At 61.1% G+C, this 24,666-nt stretch carries 18 protein-coding genes and 1 pseudogene; 16 read left to right on the forward strand and 3 right to left on the reverse strand.

Annotated elements, in window-relative coordinates:
* Positions 1-11: 11 nt before the first annotated feature.
* From tssE to FX982_RS17660, 13 genes are all read left to right on the forward strand, one after another.
* Positions 12-431 (forward strand): type VI secretion system baseplate subunit TssE, encoded by a 420-nt coding sequence (tssE, locus tag FX982_RS17600; RefSeq protein ID WP_172611806.1) that lies wholly within the window; start codon positions 12-14, stop codon positions 429-431.
* A gap of 110 nt (positions 432-541) precedes the next feature.
* Entirely contained in the window at positions 542-2,329 is a 1,788-nt protein-coding gene (gene tssF / locus FX982_RS17605; RefSeq protein ID WP_172611807.1) for a type VI secretion system baseplate subunit TssF, read from the forward strand.
* On the forward strand, positions 2,293-3,312 hold the full coding sequence (gene tssG / locus FX982_RS17610; protein ID WP_172611808.1) for a type VI secretion system baseplate subunit TssG: 1,020 nt from the start codon (positions 2,293-2,295) through the stop codon (positions 3,310-3,312). The genes tssF and tssG overlap by 37 nt, the downstream gene beginning before the upstream one ends.
* A complete protein-coding gene (tssH, locus tag FX982_RS17615) occupies positions 3,312-5,960 on the forward strand; it encodes a type VI secretion system ATPase TssH (protein WP_172611809.1) in 2,649 nt (882 codons plus the stop codon). Before tssG ends, tssH begins: the two co-directional genes overlap by 1 nt.
* A 10-nt stretch (positions 5,961-5,970) precedes the next feature.
* Positions 5,971-7,488: a sigma-54 interaction domain-containing protein gene (locus tag FX982_RS17620; protein WP_172611810.1), complete on the forward strand. Its 1,518-nt coding sequence runs from the start codon at positions 5,971-5,973 to the stop codon at positions 7,486-7,488.
* Between the two features lie 78 nt (positions 7,489-7,566).
* On the forward strand, positions 7,567-7,707 hold the full coding sequence (locus tag FX982_RS17625) for a type VI secretion protein (protein WP_172611811.1): 141 nt from the start codon (positions 7,567-7,569) through the stop codon (positions 7,705-7,707).
* A 17-nt stretch (positions 7,708-7,724) separates the two neighbouring features.
* On the forward strand, positions 7,725-8,936 hold the full coding sequence (tagH, locus tag FX982_RS17630; protein ID WP_172611812.1) for a type VI secretion system-associated FHA domain protein TagH: 1,212 nt from the start codon (positions 7,725-7,727) through the stop codon (positions 8,934-8,936).
* Positions 8,937-8,941: 5 nt separating this feature from the next.
* Positions 8,942-9,448 (forward strand): type VI secretion system lipoprotein TssJ, encoded by a 507-nt coding sequence (tssJ, locus tag FX982_RS17635; protein ID WP_172611813.1) that lies wholly within the window; start codon positions 8,942-8,944, stop codon positions 9,446-9,448.
* Positions 9,445-10,776: a type VI secretion system baseplate subunit TssK gene (gene tssK, locus FX982_RS17640; protein ID WP_172611814.1), complete on the forward strand. Its 1,332-nt coding sequence runs from the start codon at positions 9,445-9,447 to the stop codon at positions 10,774-10,776. Before tssJ ends, tssK begins: the two co-directional genes overlap by 4 nt.
* Positions 10,777-10,781: 5 nt before the next feature.
* A complete protein-coding gene (gene icmH / locus FX982_RS17645) occupies positions 10,782-11,669 on the forward strand; it encodes a type IVB secretion system protein IcmH/DotU (RefSeq protein ID WP_172611815.1) in 888 nt (295 codons plus the stop codon).
* Between the two features lie 13 nt (positions 11,670-11,682).
* Complete coding sequence (gene tssM, locus FX982_RS17650) at positions 11,683-15,207, forward strand: type VI secretion system membrane subunit TssM (protein ID WP_172611816.1); 3,525 nt, start codon at positions 11,683-11,685, stop codon at positions 15,205-15,207.
* Positions 15,207-15,935, forward strand: coding sequence for a PP2C family protein-serine/threonine phosphatase (locus tag FX982_RS17655; protein WP_172611817.1), 729 nt, complete (start codon positions 15,207-15,209; stop codon positions 15,933-15,935). The genes tssM and FX982_RS17655 overlap by 1 nt, the downstream gene beginning before the upstream one ends.
* Entirely contained in the window at positions 15,932-16,954 is a 1,023-nt protein-coding gene (locus tag FX982_RS17660; protein WP_172611818.1) for a serine/threonine-protein kinase, read from the forward strand. The genes FX982_RS17655 and FX982_RS17660 overlap by 4 nt, the downstream gene beginning before the upstream one ends.
* A gap of 91 nt (positions 16,955-17,045) precedes the next feature.
* Here FX982_RS17660 and FX982_RS17665 read toward each other — a convergent pair whose 3' ends face one another.
* Positions 17,046-17,405, reverse strand: coding sequence for a type II toxin-antitoxin system HicB family antitoxin (locus tag FX982_RS17665; RefSeq protein WP_254074935.1), 360 nt, complete (start codon positions 17,403-17,405; stop codon positions 17,046-17,048).
* An 83-nt stretch (positions 17,406-17,488) separates the two neighbouring features.
* Positions 17,489-17,566: pseudogene (locus tag FX982_RS17670) on the reverse strand (type II toxin-antitoxin system HicA family toxin); the annotation flags it as partial.
* 422 nt (positions 17,567-17,988) lie between these two features.
* Here FX982_RS17670 and FX982_RS17675 point away from each other — a divergent pair.
* Complete coding sequence (locus tag FX982_RS17675) at positions 17,989-19,347, forward strand: MFS transporter (protein ID WP_216843190.1); 1,359 nt, start codon at positions 17,989-17,991, stop codon at positions 19,345-19,347.
* A gap of 74 nt (positions 19,348-19,421) precedes the next feature.
* Here the strand turns inward: FX982_RS17675 and FX982_RS17680 are convergent, their stop codons facing one another.
* Positions 19,422-21,845 (reverse strand): DUF3772 domain-containing protein, encoded by a 2,424-nt coding sequence (locus FX982_RS17680; RefSeq protein WP_172611820.1) that lies wholly within the window; start codon positions 21,843-21,845, stop codon positions 19,422-19,424.
* Between the two features lie 795 nt (positions 21,846-22,640).
* Here FX982_RS17680 and FX982_RS17685 point away from each other — a divergent pair.
* A complete protein-coding gene (locus FX982_RS17685) occupies positions 22,641-23,585 on the forward strand; it encodes a DNA/RNA non-specific endonuclease (protein WP_172611821.1) in 945 nt (314 codons plus the stop codon).
* A gap of 263 nt (positions 23,586-23,848) precedes the next feature.
* Positions 23,849-24,550, forward strand: coding sequence for a DUF3053 domain-containing protein (locus FX982_RS17690; RefSeq protein ID WP_172611822.1), 702 nt, complete (start codon positions 23,849-23,851; stop codon positions 24,548-24,550).
* The last annotated feature ends 116 nt before the right edge of the window (positions 24,551-24,666 follow it).

The raw sequence follows: 24,666 nt of genomic DNA on the forward strand, positions 1-24,666 counted from the left end.
GGATACAACCCATGACTGGATACGGCACCCTTTTCGAACGCCTGGGTGGCGACGCAGGCAAGCGCGTCGGCTGGAGCCCCGAAGACTCTGCCACGGCTTCGGTGGCCGCCCATCTGGCCAAGATGCTTAGTACGCGGGCGGGCAGTGTTCAGACGCTTTCCGACTACGGGCTACCGGATCTCAATGACATGAGCTTGAGCCTTCATGACGCTTTAACGAAGGCGCGGCTCGCCATTGAAGTCTTCATCGAAACCTACGAGCCACGCCTGAGTCGTGTCCAGGTCACCGCACTGCCCCATGACGGCGATCAGCTTCGGCTCGCCTTCCGTATCGAAGGGCTGCTGCAGGTTCAGGGTTTCAAGGGTCAGGTCACTTTCGCCGCACGCGTGGAGGGTGGCGGTCAGGTACAGGTCAATCACAGGAAAGCCTGATGTCGGGAAATCCCGCCGCTCTTGGTTGCACCTGACGTCATAAGGCGCCAGCAGGCAGTTTTCCGCAACGCGCACTCTTGAATCAAACAGCTCCGCTCGAAGGTAAAACCATGTCCTTTAATCACTACTACCAAAGCGAACTCACCGCACTTCGCCAGTTAGGTCGTCGATTCGCCGAGCGTAGCCCGGCATTGGCGCCTTTTCTGGGGCAGGCCGGTCGGGATCCGGACGTGGAGCGGTTGCTGGAAGGTTTTGCCTTTCTGACCGGACGCCTGCGCCAGAAGCTCGATGACGAGCTGCCTGAGCTCACTCATTCGCTGATGCAGCTTCTCTGGCCCAACTACATGCAACCGCTGCCGGCCTTCAGCATTCTCCAGTTTGACCCGTTGAAGCTAGCCGCGCCTGCGCTGAGGGTCGAGCGCAATACGCCGGTGGACAGTGTGCCGATCGATGGCGTGCAGTGTCGCTTCCGTACCTGCTATCCAACCGACGTCCAGGCGCTGGGTCTGGTCGCGCTGACGTATTCGGTCAAGGGGGATGGCTCGCTGTTGAGCTTGCGTCTGGAAGTAAATGGCGAAGGCCATTTTGGCGAGTTGGAGTTGAGCCGGTTGCGGCTGCATTTTGCTGGCGAGCGCTACATAAGCCAGATGCTCTATCTAAGCCTGCTGCGTAATCTGGAGTGTGTCGAGCTGGTACCGCTGGGCTCGGACGGCAACCCCCTGCACGGCGTCAACGGCACGCCCTTGGCGTTCAGAATGCCTGGCGATCGTATCCAGCCCGTGGGTTTTGCCGAGGACGAAGCGTTGATTCCATATCCGCTGAATACCTTCCGCGGTTATCGCTATTTGCAGGAGTACTTCGCCTTTCAGGACAAGTTCCTGTTCGTCGACGTGACCGGTCTCGACCTGCTTGCCGCATTGCCAGAAGACACGCTCAAGCATGTGCGCGGCCTTGAATTGCGTTTCGACATTCGCAAAAGCGACGTCCAGCGTCTGCGTCCCACGCTGGAAAACGTGAAGCTGCATTGCACGCCGATCGTGAACCTGTTCAATCACGATGCCACGCCTATCCGCCTTGAGGGCAAACAGGACGAGTACCTGCTGATGCCGGCGCTCTACGCCCCGGAAAACTGCGGCGTGTTTTCGGTCGAATCCGTGATCGGCTGGAAGCCCGGCGGCTTGGGTTACGAGACGTACGTGCCGTTCGAATCGTTCGAACATGACCCTAGTTTCGATGTGCCTGACCGCCAACCGCATTACAGCATTCGCCAGCGTTCGTCATCGCTTCACGATGGCCTCGACACCTACCTGAGCTTTGGCATGCGTCCCATTGAAACATCAGAAACGCTGTCGATCGAGATGATGTGCACCAACCAGAATTTGCCGCGCAAGCTCAAGTTGGGTGACATCTGCATTGCCTGCGAACAGACGCCGGAATTTCTGACCTTCCGCAACATCACCCCGGGCACACCGTGTTATGCGCCGCCGCTGAATCAGGACTTCCTCTGGAAGTTGATCAGCAACATGTCGCTCAACTACCTGTCCCTCGCCGACGTCAACGCGTTGAAGGTGATCCTCGAAACATACGACCTGCCGCGCTATTACGACCCGCACGCCGCAAAGGTCAGTGAGCGCCTGCTGGGCGGACTCAAGTCGATCCGGCATCAGCATGTCGACCGGCTGCACAGAGGGTTGCCGGTACGCGGGTTGCGCACCGAACTGACCATCGATCCGCAGGGCTATATCGGGGAGGGCGATGTGTTCGTGTTCGCCTCTGTTCTCAACGAATTTTTCGCGCTTTACGCCAGCCTCAATTCGTATCACGAACTGCGCGTAAAAAGCACACAGGGAGAGGTGTACCAATGGACACCCCGTATGGGCCTGCAGCCCCTGCTTTGAGCGGGCTGACCCAAGGTATACGCGAATACTCGCTGTTTCAGGCCGTTTTGCTGGTCATCGAGCGACTGCGCACTGCACAGCCGCATCTGAACGATGACGACTTGTACGACCAGCTGGAATTCCAGGCCAACCCGAGCCTGGGCTTCCCAGGCAGTGATGTGGACTGTGTGGAGTTTTTTGAAGAATCCGGGCTGATGCGTGCACGCCTGCGCTTCAACCTGCTGGGGCTTGTCGGGTCTGGATCACCCTTGCCGGCGTTCTACAGCGAGCAAGCCCTGGGTGACAGCGAGTCGGGCAATCCCACTCGCCAGTTTCTCGATCTGTTTCACCATCGCCTGCATCGGCTGATGCTGCCGATCTGGAAAAAATATCGCTACCGCGCGCGTTTTGAAAGCGGCGCGATCGATCCGTTTTCTTCGCAGTTGTTCGCGTTGATCGGACTGGGCAGCGAGGACATTCGAAGTGCACGAGAGCTGAACTGGAAGCGACTGCTGCCGTACCTCGGTTTGCTCAGCTTGCGCGCGCATTCGGCAGCGCTGATCGAGGCGGTGCTGCGTTACTACTTCAAACACGCAGAACTGACGATCGAGCAATGCATGGAGCGTCGCGTGGAAATTCTCGAAGAGCAGCGCAACAGTCTTGGCCAAGCCAACAGCCAGCTAGGCGAGGACCTGGTGCTTGGCGAACACGTTCGCGACCGCAGTGGCAAGTTCCGCATTCATATTCGAGAGCTTGGCTGGCAGCGTTTTCACGAGTTCCTGCCGATTGGCGCGGGTTACCAGCCGCTGTGCGCATTGGTGCGATTCACGCTGCGTGACCCGCTTGATTACGACGTTCGCCTGGCGCTGCGTCAGGACGAAATTCGCGAACTGCGCCTGGCCGAGCAGAACGCGTGTCGCCTGGGATGGACCAGTTGGCTGGGCCGCGAACGCGCGGACGGCGTGGTGACCCTGGCCAGCAAATCAATAAGGACAGCCGGATAATGAGTAACGTCAACCTGCAACAACTTATTCAGGCCCTCGACGGCGAAAGCCGTCGCGACCTGGAGCACGCCGCTGAACGCTGTGTGGGACGCGGCGGCAGCAAGGTCCTTGTCGAAGATCTTTTGCTGTGCTTGCTGGAGCGCCCGCAGGGCCTGCTTTCTCGAGCGCTGCAGGATGCCGATGTGGACGCGGGTGAATTCCGCGCGGCGCTGCAGATGCGGGTGGAAAACAGCGCGTCACGCAACCCGGTATTCGCGCCGGAACTGGTGCAGTGGTTGCAGGACGCTCTGCTGGTGTCCAACCTCGAATTGGGCCAGACCCAGGTTGAGCAGGGTGCGTTAGTGCTCGCGCTGTTGCGCAACCCCATGCGTTACGCAGGCAGCCGGTATCAGGCACTGCTGGCCCGCCTGAATACGGAGCGATTGAAAGCTTTCGCCTTGTCGCAGCGGGAGCATTCCGACAGGACGAAGCCCGGTGCGGCCGACGAGTCATTGCTGGCGCGCTTCACCCATAACCTCACCCAACAAGCGCGAGACGGCAAACTCGATCCGGTGCTGTGCCGTGACGAGGCCATTCGGCAAATGGTGGATATTCTCGCTCGACGGCGGAAAAACAACCCGATTGTCGTGGGTGAGGCCGGCGTTGGGAAGACGGCGATCGTTGAGGGGCTGGCGTCGCGCATTGCCGCCGGTGAAGTGCCCCATGCAATAAAGGGCGTTGAGCTGCTGTCGCTGGACATGGGCCTGCTGCAGGCCGGCGCCAGCGTCAAAGGGGAGTTTGAGCGTCGCCTCAAGGGAGTGATCGACGAGGTCAAAGCGTCGCCCAAGCCGATCATTTTGTTCATCGACGAGGCCCACACCCTGATCGGGGCCGGGGGTGAGGCAGGTGGTTCCGATGCAGCCAATCTGCTCAAGCCGGCACTGGCGCGCGGTGAACTGCGCACCATTGCTGCGACCACCTGGTCCGAGTACAAAAAGTATTTTGAAAAAGACCCGGCGCTCGCCCGTCGCTTTCAGCCAGTGCAGCTGCTCGAACCGACCGTTGATGAAGCGGTGACTATTCTCCGTGGCCTCGCGCAGGTCTACGAGCGAAGCCACGGCATCTATTTGCGTGACGATGCAGTGGTGGCCGCCGCCGAGTTGTCTGCTCGCTATCTGGCTGGCCGGCAGTTGCCGGACAAAGCCGTTGATGTGCTCGACACGGCGTGCGCCCGCGTCCGCATCAGCCTCGCTGCCGCGCCGCGAAGTCTTGAGCGTCTGCGCAGCGAACGGGCTGAAGGCAGCCGTCAGCGTCATGCGTTGCGACGCGACGCAGAAGCCGGTTTGCCCATTGATCTTCCCGCACTGAATGCGCTGGAAGACCGTCTGCGCGCTGCGGACGAAGAAAGCCGTGCTCTCGAATCTCTCTGGTCCGAACAGAAAGGGTTGGCCAAGCAACTGCTCGATCTGCGTCAGCGACTGGCGCTAGCGCGTGATCGGGCAAAAGGTGAACAGAACGTTACCGTTGCGGAAGGTACCGAAGGTGCTGCGATCGAAAACCGGTCCATCGATCAAGCGCAAAGTATCGAAGACCTGCAAGTCGAGCTCAACGAGACTCACCGCGCTTTGACTCAGGCCCAGGCCACAGAACGGCTGGTGAGCTTCGAAGTCTGCCCTCGGCTTGTTGCCGAAGTGATCAGTGCCTGGACCGGCGTCCCCTTGGCGCAATTGGCGCGGGAGCACAACGCCAGGGTCGCCAGCTTTGCCACTGACCTGCGCGCCCGCATTCGGGGTCAGGAGCCAGCTGTTCACGCCCTTGATCGTTCAATGCGCGCGACTGCTGCCGGCCTGAACAAAACTGACGCACCGGTCGGCGTATTCCTGTTGGTCGGACCGAGCGGGGTCGGCAAGACCGAGACAGCGCTGGCCCTCGCCGACTTGCTGTACGGCGGCCAGCGGTTCATCACCACCATTAACATGTCCGAGTTTCAGGAGAAGCACACCGTCTCGCGTCTGATTGGCGCGCCACCGGGTTATGTCGGTTATGGCGAGGGCGGCATGCTCACCGAAGCGGTGCGGCAGAGGCCGTATTCCGTGGTCCTGCTCGACGAAGTCGAAAAGGCTGACCCGGACGTTCTGAACCTGTTCTATCAAATCTTCGACAAGGGCGTGGCCAACGATGGGGAAGGGCGGGAGATCAACTTCCGCAACACGCTGATCCTGATGACCTCGAACCTTGGAAGCGACCTCATCAGCCACCTCTGCGCCGACGGCGCGCGTCCCTCTGCGCAGGTGCTTGAGGAGCATCTCCTTCCGGTTCTCGCGCGACATTTCAAACCGGCGCTGCTCGCACGCATGCGCGTCGTCCCGTACTACCCGGTGAGCGGGTCGGTGCTGCGTGAGCTGATCGAGATCAAACTGAAAGGTCTCGGTGAGCGTTTGAACGGCCGTCAGTTGGCGTTCACCTTTTCCGAGGCGCTGGTCGATCAACTGTTTGAACGCTGCAGCCAGGGCGACAGCGGCGCACGTCTGATCGACCACTTGCTGGAGCTTCACGTTCTGCCGCAGGTGGCTGACCGGCTGCTCGACGCCATGGCCGCAGGCCAACGTCTCACATCGGTGCACGCAACGCTTGATCATGGCGGCGCCGTGACCTGCGAGTTTGCCTGAGATGGGTGCCATGTTCCTACAGGTGCCACAGCCGCTGGCCTATGCCGAAGTGTTGCTGGAGCAGTTCACTCGCCTCGCACGTGCTGCAGACGATGCTGCACTGCTGGGCGGCCTTGTGGTCGGACTTGCCGAGTTGAGCGGGTGCGAGCTGACCCAGCTTTATCTGCTCGACGCGACACACACGAGTTTGGGCATGACTGCCGAGTGTCTTGAGGGCAGCGTGCAACCCCGTGGGGCACACAGCCTCCCAGCCGATTACAACGGCGATCAACTGCTGCAGTTTGCGTTGTGCCAGAACCGCATTGTGTGCATTGCCGATTTGCCAGGCAGCCTCCACGAAACCAGCTTCCTGCCGACCAGGGCGGCGCCCTGGCAGTCGCTGCTGTGTGTACCTATCGTCAACGAGCAACAGACGGTCGAAGGCTTGCTCGTTTGCGCAAGCAGTCGACACCTTGAGCTACAGGCCTTTGCCGACTCCCTTGGCCGACTGGGCGCGTTCGTGCTGAGTCAACTGCACCTGCTCCACCGCTTGAGACGACGCGTCGATGATTCGCATCCGGTGCGCATCAGCGTGCCAAGCATCAGCGCCTACGGATTGATCGGCAAAAGCGCGCCAATGCGTCAGACCTGTTCGATGATCAGCAAAGTCCTGCACAGCCCCTACACCGTTCTGCTGCGCGGGGAGACGGGCACCGGCAAGGAAGTGGTGGCCCGTGCCATCCATGACTATGGTCCGCGCCGCTCCCAGCCCTTTATCGTGCAGAACTGCGCGGCACTGCCCGAAAGCCTGCTGGAAAGCGAGTTGTTCGGCTATTGCAAGGGGGCATTCACGGGGGCTCTGCGCAATCGCGCCGGACTCTTCGACGCAGCCAACGGCGGCACCCTCTTGCTCGATGAAGTCGGCGACATGCCGATGTCGCTGCAGGCCAAGCTTCTGCGCGTACTCCAGGAGGGAGAAATCCGCCCACTGGGTTCCAACGACACGCACAAAATAGACGTGCGCATCCTGGCAGCAACCCACCGGGATTTGGCAGCAATGGTCAGTGAGGGCACGTTTCGCGAGGACCTCTACTACCGCCTCTCGCAATTCCCCATCGAGCTGCCCGCCCTGCGCCAGCGCGGCGATGACATCGTTGATCTGGCCCGTCATTTTGCCGACAGGGCCTGCGCATTTCTACAAAGGGACGCTTTGTGCTGGTCCGACGCAGCACTCGATCATTTGTCCGGTTATGCCTTTCCCGGCAACGTGCGCGAGCTCAAGGGGCTGGTCGAGCGCGCCGTTCTGCTGTGTGAAGACGGCGAATTGCTTGCCGAGCATTTCACCCTGCGCGCGGACGTTGTGCCTAAACGAGCCCGCCTGGACCTGCGCGAACGCCTTGAGCAGGTCGAGCGCGCCTTGCTGCTCGACTGCCTGCGCAAAAACCAAGGCAATCAGAGCCTGTCGGCGCGTGAGCTTGGCCTGCCCAGGCGCACGCTGCTGTACCGCCTTGGACGCCTCAACATCAATCTGGGTGACGTCAATGCGTAAGACAAACCGCCCGGTTCCCTGCTCGCTTTCCATAGCGCCCACTGTCGGAGCCTTGCGCTCACTTCTGGAGATCCCCTGATGTTTGCTCGTCACCGGCAAGCCGTTCTGCTGACCCTTGTTCTTCTCTGTGGCCTGTCGGGTTGCAGCGGCAATTACTCGTTCAACGACAACACCTATCGCCCTCTGGGTGATCCGCAGGCGGTCAACCGCGGTAACTGACCGTAAGGAGCATCACCATGGAACTGGTTTTTGAAATGCAGAGTGCCCGGCAATTCGTGCCGGCGGACCTGTGCCAGAAGACCTTCAGGCAGGCGGGTGGCGTGATCGGACGTGGCGCCGACTGTGATTGGGTCATTCCCGACCACAATCGGCACGTGTCCCACCACCACGTCACGATCAGCTACTGCGATGGCGGCTATTTTCTCACCGACACCAGCAGCAACGGCGTACTGAGTGGGGAGAGCGGGGCGCGGCTGCCCAAGGGCCAGGCCGTGCGCATCGAGCACGGTAGCCGGTATGTACTGGGCGATTTCGACCTGCGTGCGCGACTCATGGGGGACCCGGCCTGCGTTGACGGTGTCGTGGGCCGTGCGCAGGCGGCCGGCAGCATCATCCCGGACGACTCGTTTCTGGACCTCGACCCGCTGACTGCGCTCGACCAGCAGGAGCGCGTCCACTCGTACATCGACGAGCTGATTTCGCCAGGTGCCGTCATCAAGGACGGCCAACAACGCGCTGACTATGCCCGGGTGGATATGGACAGCCTGCGCGTACCCGAGCTGGTTGCAGATCCAGCAGCACAACCCGCGGCGCCTGCAGCACCCACGTCCGCAGCGTTTGAAGTCGAGCGCCAGAACGATGATTTCTGGACCCGGTTTGCCGAAGCGCTGGGCATCGAATTCGATGAGCTTGACCAGGATGCCCGGGAAGCGCTGGCGCTCAATGCCGGTCGTTTACTCAGGCAGTGTGTCGGCGGGCTCCAGCAAAACCTGCACACGCGGAGCGAGCTGAAAAATGAATTGCGACTTTCCCAGACCAGCGTGCCGGGCGCTCAGCGCAACCCGCTGAAATCAGCTGTCGATGCCGGCGAAGCGCTGTCGGCGTTGTTGCGACCTGGCAAGCCCGGGCAGTTACCGGCTGAGGTCGCGGTCACTCGAGCATTCCATGACGTGCAGGCGCACCAGGTGGCCCTGCTGGCCGCCAGTCGCGCAGCCATTCGCGCGACGCTGGAGCATTTTTCTCCGGAGCAACTCACCCTGCGGTTCGAGCGCGACAACCCGCCACTGCTCGTAACCTCCGGCAGTCGCTGGAGAGCATTTGGCCGTTATCACCAGGCGTTGCGTCAGGACAATGACTGGAGCGAGCGCCTGCTGGCGCGAGACTTCGCCCACGCCTATGAAGAGCAAATTCGTCTGATTTCCACCCTCCACACGGATCACCGGGGATGAAGCCCATGTTTCGCCGCTCAACTGTATTTCCACACACGCTGACTGCGTTGATGGCCCTGCTGATGCTGGCAGGTTGTTCGACGTTTTCGCCGTTTTCACACCTGACCAAACTCAATCTCAGGCTCACGGCCAGTGATCAGCTGAATCCCGATCTGAATGGCCGTCCGTCACCGATTGTGGTGCGGCTGTACGAACTCAAGCATGCGGTAGCCTTCGAGAATGCTGACTTTTTCAGCCTGTATGAACGGGCCAAAGAGTCCCTGGCCCCGGACATGGTCGCCACCGAGGAGCTTGAGCTGCGTCCGGGCGAAACAGTCGAGCTCAAGCTCAGTGTGCAGAAGGGCAGTCGCTACGTCGGCGTGGTCGCAGCGTACCGCGACCTGTCACAAAGCTCGTGGCGCTCCACGCTTTACCTCGCGCCGCAAACCGCTACCGAAGTGGACCTGACCCTTGACGACAGCGGCATTCACCCCTCACGCCAAGAGCTCGCCGAGGCGGTTGACCAGCCATGAATGCCGACAAAGTCATCTGGCAGGAGGGCATGTTGCTGCGCCCTCAGCATTTCCAACACAACGACCGCTATTACGACCACCAGCTGAAAATGCGCACTCGGTTAATGGGTGGCTACGCCTGGGGATTCCTTACGCTGGAGATCGACCTGCAGTTTCTCAACATGGGCAAACTGGTGATTAGCCATGCTTCCGGTATCTTCCCGGACGGCAGCCTGTTCGAACTGATCGGCAATACGGAGTCGTTGGCGCTCGACATACCGCCCAATACCTGCAACACGCCTGTTTACCTGGCGTTGCCGTTGGTCACTGGCAATCTGGTGGAGGCGCGGCGACCGGAACAGTCCGACGTGCTGGCCCGTTACACCGCCTATGAAGCGCAAGTCGCCGATTCAAACGCGGGCGATGACGCAGCGTGTCAGGTCAGTTGCGGTCGTCCGGATTTCAGATTGCTGCTGGGCGAACAGCAGAGCGATCACGCGTACGTGAAGCTGAAAATCTGCGAGGTGCTCGACACTAGCCCTGACGGCGTGGTCAGCCTTGCTCCGGATTTCATACCGACCTACCTCCAGTCCCACGCTTCCAGCTATCTGCTTTCGTGCCTGAAGGAAGTCATCAGCATGCTCAGTCACCGGGGCGACAGCATTGCGGAGCGTATTCGCTCGAGTGGCACGGTAGCCGGCACGGAAGTGGGCGATTTCATGATGCTTCAGCTGATCAATCGTGCCGAATTGCTGCTGCGTCACTACCTCGGCCTCGAGCATGTGCATCCGGAAGAACTCTATCGCGCGCTGCTGACGCTGCTGGCTGATCTGGCGACCTTCTCGAGTGACAGCAAGCGCCCGCGGCTGGACAGCCGCTATCGGCACAGCAATCAAGGGGAGTGCTTTCGCAAGGTGATGGAAGCGCTTCGGCACATGCTGTCGATGGTGCTGGAACAACACGCCATTGAGCTGGTGCTGCAGCCGCGCCAATACGGCATCACGGTCTCGCCGCTGCACGATCGCACGCTGCTGGGTTCGGCGTCTTTTGTAGTGGCGGCGAGTGCCCATTGTGACGCCGAGGAACTGCGCCATCGTCTGCCCGCGCACTTCAAGGTTGCACCGGTGGAACGAATCCGCCAGTTGGTGAACCTGCACCTGCCCGGAATCAAACTCACCCCGTTACCCGTGGCCCCGCGGCAGATTGCGTTCCATTCGAAAAAAACCTACTTCGTCCTCGAGCTCAGCTCCGAAGACCTGGAGCAGCTCGAGCGTTCCGGCGGTTTCGCGTTCCATGTGTCCGGTGAGTTCGCCGAGCTTGAGCTCAATTTCTGGGCCATCAGGAACTGACCGCCATGATCAAGAATAACGACTACCGCCAGGACGACAAAACCGTCCTGGTCAGCCGGCACGGCCATGGCCCGGCGTCCAGGCCGATGACGGATTCCACGCCGCCGCCGCGCTTCGAGCAACTGGAAGAACGCATGGTCTACGCCGCGCGCCTGCAACCGGCGCAGACGTTCAATGTCGGCATGAACCCGCTGGTGGCAGCTGCATCGGAGTTGCTGTCCGAAGTGGTCCGGCTCAAGAGCGGTGATATCCCCCAGGACATGAGCGCGCTCCATGGGCATCTGGCGCACGTGCTGAAAACCTTTGAAGCGCGCGCGCTGCACAATGGCGCCGAGAGCAGTCAGGTCGCTGGCGCCCGCTATGTGCTCTGTACTGCGCTGGATGAGGCCGTGGTAACAAGCGGCTGGGGCAATGAAAGCGAGTGGTCGCAGATGAGCCTGCTGAGCCGGTTTCACCAGGAAACCTTCGGTGGTGAGAAATTCTTTCAGCTGCTGGATCGGCTCTCGAAAAACCCGGTCAAGCACCTGCCGATGCTGGAGCTGATGTACCTATGCCTGTCTCTGGGGTTCGAGGGCCGCTACCGGGTGCAGACCCGTGGGGTGCAGGAACTCGAAAACATTCGCGACGCGGTTTACCGGCAAATTCGCCAGCTGCGGGGTGATGCGCCTCGCGAGCTGTCACCCCATTGGGAAGGCCTGAGCAATCAGCGCCGCAGCCTTGTTCGCATCGTGCCCACCTGGATGGTGGTGGGCTTCACCCTGGTCTGTCTGGTTGTGATGTATTCGGGCTTCGCCTGGGTGCTGCGTGAGCACCGCAATGCCGTTCTGCAGCCCTATCAGCCGTCTGATCAGCTTGCCGTTCACCCCCGATCGCAGCCCCAGCCCCAGCCGTAAACAGAGACGTGTGATGAAAAACCTTTTCAAGAAAACCGGCGCGCTTTTGCGTCAGACGTGGGTGTGGACGCTGCTGTTGGTATTGCTCGTGGCGCTGATGATCTGGTTCTTCGGGCCGGCCCTGGCGGTTGACGACCGAAAGTTCTGGGAGGGTTCAACCTCTCGGCTGTTGACCATCAGTTCGCTGTTCCTGCTCTGGGGCCTTGCGATGGTCTATGTCAGCTGGCGCGCCGGGGAGCGCAAGACGGCGGTCGAAGGCAGTGAAGAGGGTCAGGCACGCATCCTGCGCGACGATCAGATCGATGAGGAGCAGGCTGAACTGACGACGCGTTTCAAGGACGCGCTGAAAACCCTGAAGACCTCGAGCCTGTATCGCGGCCGCAGTGAGCACTGGCGCACCGAGCTGCCGTGGTACCTGCTGATCGGGCCCGAAGGCAGCGGCAAGACCAGCCTGCTGGACTTTTCAGGGCTCGAGTTTCCGCTGAACAGCGTCGAGCGCAAGCTCACCCGAGACACCCGGGGCACTCGCCACTGCGATTGGTATTTTGCCAACAACGCCGTACTCGTCGACACCGCAGGGCGGTACCTGACCCAGCCGAGCGCCGACATCGACCGCAGCGCCTGGTGCACGTTGCTGGGCCTGCTGGGCAAATATCGCCGCAAACGTCCTCTGAACGGTGTACTCGTCACCCTCCCGGTCGACACGCTGCTCCACGCCAGTGACCCCGAACTCGAGACCCTCGCCGGACAGGTGCGTGCGCGTTTGCAGGAGCTGCGTCAAAAGCTGCACCTGGAGGTGCCGGTCTATCTGGTGCTGAGCAAGGCCGACAGCCTTGCGGGCTTCGACGTGTTTTTCGATCAACTGACCCGTGAGGAAAGCGATCAGGTCCTGGGTACCAGTTTCCGGAAAGGCCAGAGCGGCACCGATGCCGACGTACTGCGCAACGAGTTCGCCGAACTGTTGGTTCGGTTGAACAGTCAGGTCATCACTCGCATTCATCAAGAGCGTGATGCTTCGCGCCGTGGCAGCATTCTGGATTTCCCTCATCAACTCAGTCGCATCGGCGAGCGCGTATGCGTGTTCGTAGAACTGGCGTTCACAGGCAATCGCTATCAGTCGGCCAGCCAGCTGCGGGGCTTCTACCTCACCAGCGCAGCGCACCTTGATCAGGACATGCACGTGTCCGTTGTCGGCAAGGGTATGGGGTCGGGTCTCAGCACAGATACGCGGCCGACATTGGGCAGCGGGCGATCCCGATTCATCAACCACCTGCTCAGCAGAGTCATCTTTCCGGAGGCGGACCTTGCAGGCCTGGACATGCGCGAGCGCCGCCGTATCCATTGGGCACAGCGCGCGCTGTATGTGGGGGCGTTGGCGTCGCTGGCGTTGTTCGGCACGCTCTGGGCCGTGAGCTTTTCCGGCAACTATGAAAGGCTCGACAGTGTGAGTGCGCTTGCCAGAATCCGGGCCGAGCAACGGTCGGCGAACACGGCCCCGAATGACCTGCTCGCAACGCTGAAAGCTTTGGATACCCGCTATGCGGCGACGCAGGTCTTCTCCGACAAAGGGGGCGTTGGTTACCAGGTGCGTGGTGGCCTTTATCAAGGTGAGGTGGTCAGTCCAGTCGTCGCAACTGCCTACGAGCGCGAGCTGGAACGGCTGCTCTTGCCCCAGGTGGCGATGATGCTGGAGGGACAGATTGCCGCCAACCTGGAGAACCGCGAAGGTTTGCTCAAAAGCCTGCGGGCCTATTTGATGCTGGGCTTGAAAGACCGGCGCGATGCGGCCTGGCTCAAGGAGCGGGTCGCCGCTGACTGGTCTGAGCTGTACCCCGGCAACTTCGCCGTGCAAAACAGTCTGAACAGCCACTTCGAACGATTACTGAAGCTGCCCTTCGTCCACGGCCTCAATGATCAACGCGTGGCACAGGCACGGCAGGTGCTGCGCGGTGAGTCTCTGGCGAACGTCATCTACCGGATGCTGCGTGAGCAGGCGGATGCCTTGCCGGACTACAGTTTTGACCAGCACCTCGGCCCGAAGGCGGGGCTGTTCGTCGGTGCCGATTATGTGATACCGGGGTTCTACACCCGACACGGCTACGAGCAGTATTTCTCGGTGCAAGGCTCCCGGGTGGTGACCGATATCCTGCGGGACAATTGGGTACTGGGCGAAGGCACTGACCTCAGCGACATGGACATGCGGCGCCTGATGGTCGAACTGGAACAGCTCTATTTTCGCGATTACGCCGATTGCTGGGGCGAAGCGGTCAGCGCGGTCGAGCTGCCCGGGCCTTTCGATTTTGCCGACAGTGCGGAACAGCTGGCCAGCCTGACGTCGGCTCATTCTCCAGTAATCAACCTGCTTAGGGAGGTTCGAGAGAACACCCGTTTAACGCCTGTTGTTGCGCTGACAAACGCTGTCGATACCACCGCGCAGCTCGCGGAAACGGGCGCGAAGGCGGCCAAACTGGCAATCGCCGCATCCGGTAAAGCCTCTGCAGCGCTGAGTGCATCGGTACCGGTTACCGCACGCAAATCACTGCAGAACCGTTTCGATCCATTGCACCGCCTGCTTGACGACAAGGACGGCCCGGCCGCAGATCTGACCCCCGTTCTGGCCGCACTCAACGAGCTGCAAATGCAGATGGCCAGCCTCGGTCGAGCCAGTTCCCCCGAGCAGGCGGCATTTGACATGGCCAAGTCACGCATGGGCGGCCAGCGTGATGCCTTGAGCAGTGTGCGCGGTGCATCCTCTCGCCTGCCGCCTCCGGTAAGCGCGTGGTTCAACACCCTGGCCGAGGACGCATGGCGGCTGGTCCTTCGCGACGCCTATCAGCACGTGAACCAGCACTACCAGAGTGAGGTGTACGGTTTTTACGCCAGGGCGATCAGCAAGCGCTACCCGTTCAAAGCCGACAGTGCCAGCGATGTCGCGCTCAGTGATTTTCGCGAGTTCTTCAAGGTTCAGGGTGTTGCCGACCGCTTCTTCGACGGATTCCTACGGCCGTTCGTGGGTGGCGAGAAGGGCAGTCATCGTCTGCGCAGTATCGACGGACAAAGCCTGCCGATCTCCCGGGCGTACCTCGAGCAGATGAATGCGGCCCGGATCATCCGGCAGGGGTTTTTCGCGGACAATCCGGGCGAGCCTCAAGTGCAGTTCAAGCTCGAGCCTCACACCTTGGACCCGTCGGTCAGTCGTTCCGAATTCAAGCTGGGTGACAAAACCCTCGAATATCGGCATGGCCCGATCGTTCCGGTGTCCTTCAAGTGGCCCACGGACGCCGAGGCCGGTCGAACAAGTCTGGTGCTCGACAGAATGGTTGGCCGACCTTTGGGCATCGAAGAAAGCACGGGGCCGTGGTCGCTGTTCCGTTTGCTGGATTCGCTGCAGCGGGAGGAGTTGACCGGTCGCGACGTGCTGGTGCTGAAGGCCGATGTCGGCGGGCTGCGGGCCAGCTACCTGTTGACCAGTCAGCGCTCGCCAAACCCATTCGACATGACCGTGCTGCGCAGCTTCCGCATGCCGGCACAACTGTGATGGCGATTGCCGGCCCTTGGCGCAGCGCTGCCCGGACCCACAGCGGCAAGGTCCGGACACGCAACGAAGATGCGTTTCTGGCGCGTCCCGAGCAGGGACTGTGGGTGGTCGCCGATGGCATGGGCGGGCATCAGGCAGGTGATATCGCCAGCCAGATGATCGTCGCCAGTCTGGCGGAGCTACCCGTCCATGGAGATTTCGATGACCGGCTCATCCGCATTCGACAATGCCTGCACTGGCTGAACCGTCGATTGGGCCAGGAGCTGACTGTCAGCGCAGGCCGACACGACAACATCATCGGCAGCACCGTGGTTGCGCTCCTGGCAGAGGAAAACCGGGCGGCGTGCGTCTGGGCGGGTGATAGCCGCTGCTATTTGTGGCGCGGTCAGCGCTTGTATCAGCTGTCCCGGGACCACTCGCTGCAACAGCAATTGATCGACGAACAACAGATGAATGCTCGGCAGGCCCAGGCCCATCCCGGCGCGCACGCCTTGACCCGCGCAGTGGGCGCTGCCGAGCAACTGACGCTGGAGGTGCTGGAACTTGAGGTGTTTTCGGGCGATGCCTTCTTGCTGTGCAGCGACGGTCTGTACCAAGGGTTGAGCAGTGATGCATTGGGCCACGCGCTGAACCATGCGGTGCCGGAAACAGCGCTCAAGCGTCTGTTCGATGACGCGTTGCGCGGCGCCGCCCGGGATAACCTGACTGCCGTGGTGATTCGCGGATGACCAATCCCGTGCACTCGAACCCGGACGGGCAGGCAGTGATTGATTCTCCCCGCGATGAACCGCCTGCCGACCTCACCTATTTCGCCTTCACCCCCTCTGAAAAACCTGAACCGGCTCGGGTGCTCACTTCAGCCGGACTGAGCGCAATGCCCGATATTCTGGCGAATCGTTATCGCATCGAGCGCCTGCTCGGTGCCGGCGGTATGGGCGCGGTCTACCGCGCGCGCGATCTGCTGGCCGAGCAATACGGAGATCCCGATCCTTACGTCGCGCTCAAAGTCCTCAACCCAGACTTCGTCGAGTCGCCGGACGCCAGCGCGGTGCTCTACAGCGAGTTCTGCCTGACCCGATACCTGCGCCATGACAACGTGCTGCGTGTGCATGGGTTTCACGTCGACACCTCATGCCAGCGGGCCTTCATCACCATGGAACTCATGCGAGGCCTGACGCTGGACAAAATGCTCTGCGAGCGGCCGCTGGGACTGCCGTGGAAAGAACTGCGGGAGATCGTTCTGCCGCTGTTGGACGCCCTGGCCTACGCCCACGCTCGCGGCGTCGTTCACGGTGACATCAAACCCAGCAACATCATGCTCAGTGAAGAGGGCGTGCGGCTGTTCGACTTTGGGCTCGGCCAAGCCGAGGAGGGCATCCTGTCCGGTCTGCCACACCTGAGCCGCGAGCGTTTTAACGCCTGGACACCGGGTTACGCCGCACCGGAACTGCTTGAACATCACTCGCTCACGGCACGCACTGACATCTACGCCGTGGCGTGTGTGATCTACGAGCTTGCGAGCGGCAAACATCCCTTTCGCCACCTGACTTCGACCCAGGCCCGTGATAAGCATCTCGATTGCGGGTTGCGGGTGCCAGCCTGTTTACCCAACCCTTGCTGGCCGGCCTTGCAAACGGCGCTCGCTTTTGACGCCGGTGCACGCGCGATAACGGCCGGGCAGATGCGTCACGCCTTCACCTCCCCATCGTCATGGCCGTGGGGCGGAAAAATCCGCAAGCCCTGGTGAGGCTGTCACTGGTGCGGTGTCAGACCCAGCGCCTTCCCGGCTGAAGCCGGTCCTGCCAAGAGCTCGTGGAGTTGTCGCGGCCACCTGTGGCTTAAATCCGCCCGAGTTTTTCCAGCGCCGCATCCGCCAGGAACGAAGATCGGCTTTTGACGTTGTGGTCGCGAACATAACGGTCGATCCGCTGTATGACGAATCCCGGCAAGGTGACATTGACCTTCTCGGTCTTGCCCAGATAAGGGGTAATGTCGATCTCGACCATACCCCAGCCCATGTTTACGAAGTCGTCATGACCGTGATAAGCCCGAGCAGACGACGGCATGGGCACGGGGTGACCGTCGGCAACCAGCTCTTCAAGGCAGATGTGGGCAATTTCGACCGCCGCGTTGTAAGCCTCTTCAAACGTGTCGCCAGCCGTCACCGCGCCGGGAATGTCCGGAATCTGTATGCCGATGGCTGTCGTGTCGTCGCCTCACTCAATGGCGATTGGATATTGCATGGTGCGCTCCCGCATTGGGATTAATTGGGTGCCAGAGGTTATAGACATGCCCGCCTCCTGATGCTTTTGATCGTTCCGATGGGAAGGTCCTTCTTCGGGTGTGGGACCGGGATTGCGTTACGGCTGCACGGATGCGTGTAAACATGATGGCGAAACATCGCCAAGAATGCCGAAACAGAGCCCTTCCTGCAAAAAAGATGTATTTATTTTTATCCACAAATGGCACTGGCTTATCCCCCGGCCCCTATGCTCCTCAGGCGATACAACCGGGCACGTTGTCGCACCTGTAGCACCGGTGTCCGGTTGTGATTAATCGTTTCATCTGGCATAAAAAGCGGGCTACGGGCTCGAAAATCTAGAAAAACATAGATTAATGGGTCGACGATAGCCGCTGCACGTCCGACCCCGCGCGCTACCCATCAAGCCTGTTTTGCTCGCTGCCCGAAGCGGAAATCTGTGCCACCCCCTCTGCCTTTCAACCTCATCGAGGCCACTCATCGGCGCGCCCAAGCGTCCTGCATCAAAAAGGAACGGAAAATTGAGCGATCAATCCACTCCGAACACTCCACTCTCACGATTCTGCGACAAAGTAGGCATTCCCTATCCCATGTTCTGGGGCTTTGTCGGCCTACTGATCTTCATGATCGGCGATGGCGTAGAACTCGGCTACCTTTCGCCCTTTCTCAGTGAACGCGGCATGCCTGGCGATGAAGTCGCCATGATCTTCACCCTCTATGGCGTCACGGTCGGGATTTCATCCTGGCTTGCCGGCGCACTCTCCAACATCTGGGGCCCGAAACGGGTGATGTTCCTGGGATTAATCATCTGGAGCGTGTTTGAGGTGCTCTTCCTGATCTACGGACTGCAGGACCTGAGCTACTCAATGATTCTGTTGACCTACGGCCTGCGCGGCTTCGGCTACCCATTGTTCGCTTATGGCTTTCTGGTATGGATCGCCGCTTCCACGCCCTCTCGCAAAATGGGCATGGCCGTGGGCTGGTTCTGGGTGGCTTACGCGGCGGGCCTGCCGATGCTGGGCTCTCTGGTGGCAAGTGTCGCTATCCCGCTGATCGGCGCATTGCAGACCTTCTGGCTGTCCTTTGCACTGGTGGTCGTCGGCGGCGCGATTGGTCTGATCGGGATGCGTGAAGCCCATGGCATGCGTCGGCTGGCGCCCGAGGGTGAGCGGCCGCTCGTGTCGATGGCCAAGAACATCACCATCATGTGGACGCGCCCCAAAGTGTCGCTGGCCGGGATCGTTCGGGTGATCAACACCTCGTCGATGTTCGGTTTTCTGGTGGTCATGCCCGGATTCTTTATGCACACCGTCGGCTTCACCCTCGAAGAATGGCTGCGCCTGCTGACCATCGTCTTCGTGTTCAACATCATCGGTAATCTGGGCTCTAGCGTGATCAGCACGAAGATCGGTTATCGCAACACGATCCTGTGGTTTGGCGCGGTGGGCAGCACGATCAGCACCCCGTTGTTCTTCTTCATGCCGCAGGCGTTTCCCCACGACTTTCTGATCGCCTCGATCTTCGGCGCCTTCTACGGCCTGACATTGGCGTGTTTCGTGCCGCTCTCGGCGCTCGCACCCGCACTGGCGCCGAACAACAAGGCCGCTGCATTGTCGGTGTTGAGCCTCGGGGCAGGGGCGTCGACATGGGTGGGCCCGGCGGTGGTCGCGATCTTCAATGACAGTTACGGGATAGAAGGCGTGGTCTGGGCCTTTTGCGGGCTGTACGCGCTGAGTGCCGTGCTGACCGTCTTCCTGAAAGATCCGGAGCCCGTGCATGACCCGATCCTGATCAAGATCAAGCGCCGGATCAAAGTGTTCGCGCCGCGTCTGGATTATCGTTGGGCCCATGCCGAGGACCCGAACAAAAACGTAAGCTGATTCCGGTGGCCGCGCGGCGCGAGAGTCATGCAACGGTCGACTGCCACGCCGCGTGTCTCAATGGGGCGGGGTGATCACTCCGCTGCCGCCGGCGGCTGTTCCTTGCCCAGCCCGTCGTTGATCAACACCATGCTCTGCGGTGCCGACAGGGCGATGCCCATTTCCCGCAGGCGACCCAACACGGTGAACAACAGATCGCTTCGCGCACCGCCCACCGAGCGCGGGCTGTTGACGTAACCCGTGGCGCTGATGATAAGGCCGGTGTTGGTCAGGTCTTTGAAGGTGACCGAGGGCGCTGGCGTGTCGAGGACGGCTTCGTGCTCGGTAAACGCCTGCAACAGCAGTTCGCGGATCTGCAAGACATCCGTTTCCAGCGGGAGCGTCAGGGAAATCCCGACCACGCCGAGTGCGTTGCCCATGGTCACGTTGCGCACGTTCTGGGTAATGAACTGTGAGTTCGGCACAATCACCGTGGAACGGTCGGACATCTGGATCTCGGTGGCGCGCACGTTGATCCGGCGAATATCGCCCTCGACCCCCGCCAGACTTACCCAGTCCCCGACTTTGACTGGCCGCTCGGTCAGCAGGATCAGGCCGGAGATAAAGTTCTGCACGATGGCCTGCAAACCAAAACCGATCCCCACCGACAGGGCGCTCACTACCCAGGTCAGGTTGGTCAGGCTGATGTGCAGGGTGGACATCACCACCGCAATCACCAGCACAAACCCGATGTAGCCGATCAGGGTCACCAGGGACGCCTGCATGCCGGCGTCCATGTTGGTTTCCGGCAGCAGGCGCTCGCCGAACCATTCCTTGAGCACGCGCACGCCCAGCATGCCAAGTACCAGGCAACCCAGCGCCATGAGGATGTCGCTTGGAACGATGTTCAGGGCGCCCAGGGATTTGTCGGTGACTTCCATCCGCGTGAAGCTTTCGAGCAACTCGCCCGGGCTTGAACCCGAGGGCAGAAAGGCCAGTAGCACGGCGGCCAGCAGCAGCAAACTGCGGCCAACGCCCGCCAGAATGGTGCTCGCCTGGGCCTGATGGCGCGGCGACAGGCCGAGTGCCGAACCCAGTGCCATGCCACCCGGTTGCTTGGGCGACAGGAGGGTTTCGCAGACGTCGCCAAAGAACGCCACCAGCAGATAGGCGGTCGAAGCCACCACGCTCATCCACAGCAGCTTAACTGCGAGGAAGTAGGCCAGCGTCAGGTAGCCGCTCAATAACGCGAGCAAACTCAGGCCGACCCAGACTGCCACGACGAACGGAATCAACCCGGCGAGGCCACCCGGACGTTCGATTGCAAAGCGGCGGCGGGTGCGGCGGTAGCGCACCAGGCCGAAGAAGAACATCAGTGAAACGGCCAGTGCGGTCAGGCCGTTGACCGCGACGGTCAGTGCCAGGCTGCTGGCGATGACGCTGTTGATGCGTTCCTGGGTGCCGATGACCATCAGCGCCAAGGCCAGCACGGGCGGGAATCGGCCCATGGCGGTGGCAATTTCGTCAGGAATCTTCGGCAGGCGCCACGAAGGGTGTGGCAGCATCAGCAGCGCGCGGCCCAGGCCGACGATGAAGGCGCAGAAGGTGATCAGCGTCTGCAGTTGGTCGAGCAGGTTGACCACGTCGTTGCTAAGCACCGCATTGCTGACGATGCCCCAACGCAGCAAGGACGTCGCGGCGGTGATGGTGACCACCGTCGACAGCCCGACGGCCAGTGCCAGGGCGCTGCGACGCAGACGGCCTTCGGGCAACCAACGGACCATCAGGCGGATCAGCAGGCTCTCCAACAGGCGGCGCACCACCACCCAGATCAGCAGCGCGCCGATCACCACGCTGGCAAACAGCATGCGGTTGCCGGGCGCCAGTGCGCTGATGAACACGCTGCGGACGTCGTCCAGCAAACCGTTCATGCGCCTGAGGTCGTCATCGGTAGGGCGAATCAGGGTCGACCAGAACGCCGAACTCAGCGGGCTTGCCGTACGGGTGCTGATCTGGGAATCGAACAGGCTGCGGCGCAGGCTGAAGATCTGAGTGGCCAGGTCCCGTGCCGACTGACTCAACGTATTGGTCTGCCGCTCGTCGCTGACCAGCGCGTTTTTCTGGGCCGTCAACGCCTTGCGCTGGCTGGTCAGGGCAGGCGCTTCGTCGGGTTGCACCGGGCCAAGGATGTTCAACTGATCGTTCAGGTGCTCGATGTCAACGGCCTGTTTGGCGATCAGCTCATCGGCTTGCTTCTGCACCTGCAACGCGGCCTGACGCAGGCTCGACAGCAAGTCGTCATTGGCACTGACGGTAACTTTTTGCCGGATCTGGTCAAGCTGCTCGTTCAGATCATCCAGGCTCGGTGCCTCGACTTCAGGCGCTGCATCGCCTTGGCTGGCGGCCTGCGGCGCGGCCTTTGGGGCCGGCGCGGCCTGAGCAAACGCTGGCAGGGTCACGCACAGCAGCAACAGGGCCAGCAGTCCAGCATGGAAACGGTTCAACGTAGCGTGCTGCATTCGGGTTCCTTTGGGGGCGTTAACCGGTTTTGCGATCTGATCATGTGGCGCAGTTGTCGAAAGACAGGCGGGGGGCTCGGCCCTTCGTGCGCGCGGGGGCGGATGATAGCAAGTATTGTGGCGGGACAACTTACGCTCGCTGTCCATTGCCGTCAGTGGTGCGGCTGATGGAAGATCAAGAGCGTCTGCCTGGGGGCAGACTGTTTCGCCTTCGGCGAGTTACTTGATAAAGCCCCAAGTAACCAAGGGCTTGTGCTCCTGGTTGGGCCCTTCGTTCCTCAGGGTTCCTTCACTCCGGTCCCGCTCCGTGGGCCCGCGCCGAACGGACATCCATGTCCTGACGGCGCTCTCGCCGCATCCATGCGGCTCGGCCCACTCCACGAGACCTGCGTTCAGCCTGCACCCAAGTCGCGATGGGTGTCGTCTGGACTTTTTGTGTACGAAGATCAAAAGCGCTGCGCAGATCAAGGACTTCCCGGCTGAAGCCGGTCCTACAATCGCAGCCGGGCCTACCGGACGTACGCGGTCTGCTATTTCCGATCGTGCCCACGCTCCGCGTGGGTATGCATCTTAGGACGCTCCGCGCCCATTCCCGGCTGAAGCCGGTCTCACTGACCGCGCGCGCTTCAAATTGTGGGACCGGCTCCAGCCGGGAAGGGACCTTCTCGAGCACGCCGCTCACCGATACCAACCATGCTGTCAGGTCATGTGATATTCACACTCAGCGGCACATGATCGTGTTCGTTGTATCAACAGGACCCGCGAAGGGCCTTCTTCAATCAAGAGGTAAGCAGGATGCCGACACATAACCCTCAGGTGAATCTCGCCCACCGCCCCCGTCTGGCTGATCTTCAGCCCATCACGACCGAACCGTCATCCCATGCTACCGCCCTGCGGTCAGCCCCGCAGGCGCGGATCACGCCGGCAGCGCAACTGGAAGGTCGAGCGGGCTACAGCGGTGATTTTCTCGGGGAATTCGTCGTGCCCTGGCCGACCACCTCGACGCCGGATGACGTATTCCCCGTGGGGAATCCCGGCAACCGTCTGGACTACACCCATTTCTCCATCAGCATGTCCCGGAGTCGGCGCATTGCGCTGTACGTCGGCGTGAACATCGAGGGTGGCAGCAGCGTCGAGATCGTGCGGCGTCAGGACACCTGGGCCTATGACGGCCGCCTGCCGGTCGAGGCGCAGCTTGGCGAGGATTTGTACCGCGACAACTTGCTCGATCGCGGTCATTTGGTGCGGCGGCAGGACCCCAACTGGGGTGACGAGGCGCAGACCGCCAATCAGGACACGTTTCATTTCACCAACTGCTCGCCGCAGATGTCCGCCTTCAATCAGAAAACCTGGCTGGAGCTCGAAGACTTCATCCTGGAAAACACCCGCCGCTGGAAAGAGCGCGCAACGGTGTTCACCGGACCGGTGCTGCGCAGTGACGACCCGCTGTACCGAGGGGTGCAAATCCCCAGAGCCTTCTGGAAAGTTGTCGCGTTTCTCGGCGATGACGGCAAACCTTCGGCCAGCGCGTACGTGATCGACCAGACCCGCGAGCTGGGCAAGCTGGAGCTGGTGTTTGGCGCGTTAAGGACGTATCGACGCAGCGTCACTCAGATTGAGACGCTCACGGGCATCAGCTTCGGGGAATTGGCGCGGTATGACGGTTTCTCCAATGAAGAACAGATCACCGGCACACGGATCGAAGCGTCGATTCAGCGGCCGGAGGATATTCGTCTCTAAGCCCATGACGCCAAGGCTCAGCGCCGAGCCTGGGCATCACGCTCTGGCCCGGCCTGATCCCGACGGCGAGTGAGCGGTACCGCGCAAAAACCACAAAATAACGGGATCCAAACGGAATTTATGGGCGCGTCGGCTATCTAGCATCACGCGTACAGACGGTACACCGGCATCGGCAAGCTGCCGACTGAACCCGCACGCCGTACCGCCTTGAAGCACGATTTCTCTGCCAACGGCTTTTTTCACTTCCTGGAGATCCACCGACAATGACCGTCTCATTCAGCCGCCACTGGTTACTCGCCCTCGCACTGCCGCTGCTCCTGACCGCCTGCGGCAGCAGCGAGCCTGACCAGCGCGCCGCATTCAAGCAGTTCCTGCAAACCCGCATCATCGACAAGCCCGGCGTGCACGTGCCCACACTGACACCGGATGAATCGAAGTCCTTCGGTGATTACACCCAGCACTATGCCGTGATCACTGAATTCAACAGTGGCATGGACGCCAGCACCAAACCCCTGAACGGTTTCGTGCAGAAAGGCGCGTTCCGCTCATTGGGCGATGTGATCGCGCGCCGCGATGATCTCAAGACGGTGCAAGCCGGCGTGAACGACCTCGTCGTGCAGCTCAAGCAAACGTTGGCGAAAGCTGATGCAGCCCATGCCCAGCTCAAGCAGCCGGACGATCTGAAAGCCGTGTATGACAGCGCCTATGATCGCACCGTCAGCGTACCGGCCAACACGCTCCTGACCGTCATGCCGCAAGTCAACGGCACCTTCGAATCGGGCCTGAAAGTGGCGGACTACGTCGACGCTCACAAGGCGCAGATCCAGATCAATGGCTCGGTGGTTCAAGTGACGGACCCCAAGGTGCAGGCTGAATTGAACACGCTGTTGCAGGACCTGAATGCCAAGGCCAAGGTGGTTCAAGACGCGCAGACACGCATGCAGGCCGTGTTGCTGGGGCGTTGAATCCACAACGGACAACGGCGCTCGGCGCAGTAAAGTCACGCTGACGCCTTCCCGGCTAAAGCCGGTCCTGCAACCTGCATGCAGTCAGTAGGACCGCCTTTGGCCGGGAAGCGCCT

Source organism: Pseudomonas graminis, assembly GCF_013201545.1.
Lineage (GTDB): Bacteria > Pseudomonadota > Gammaproteobacteria > Pseudomonadales > Pseudomonadaceae > Aquipseudomonas.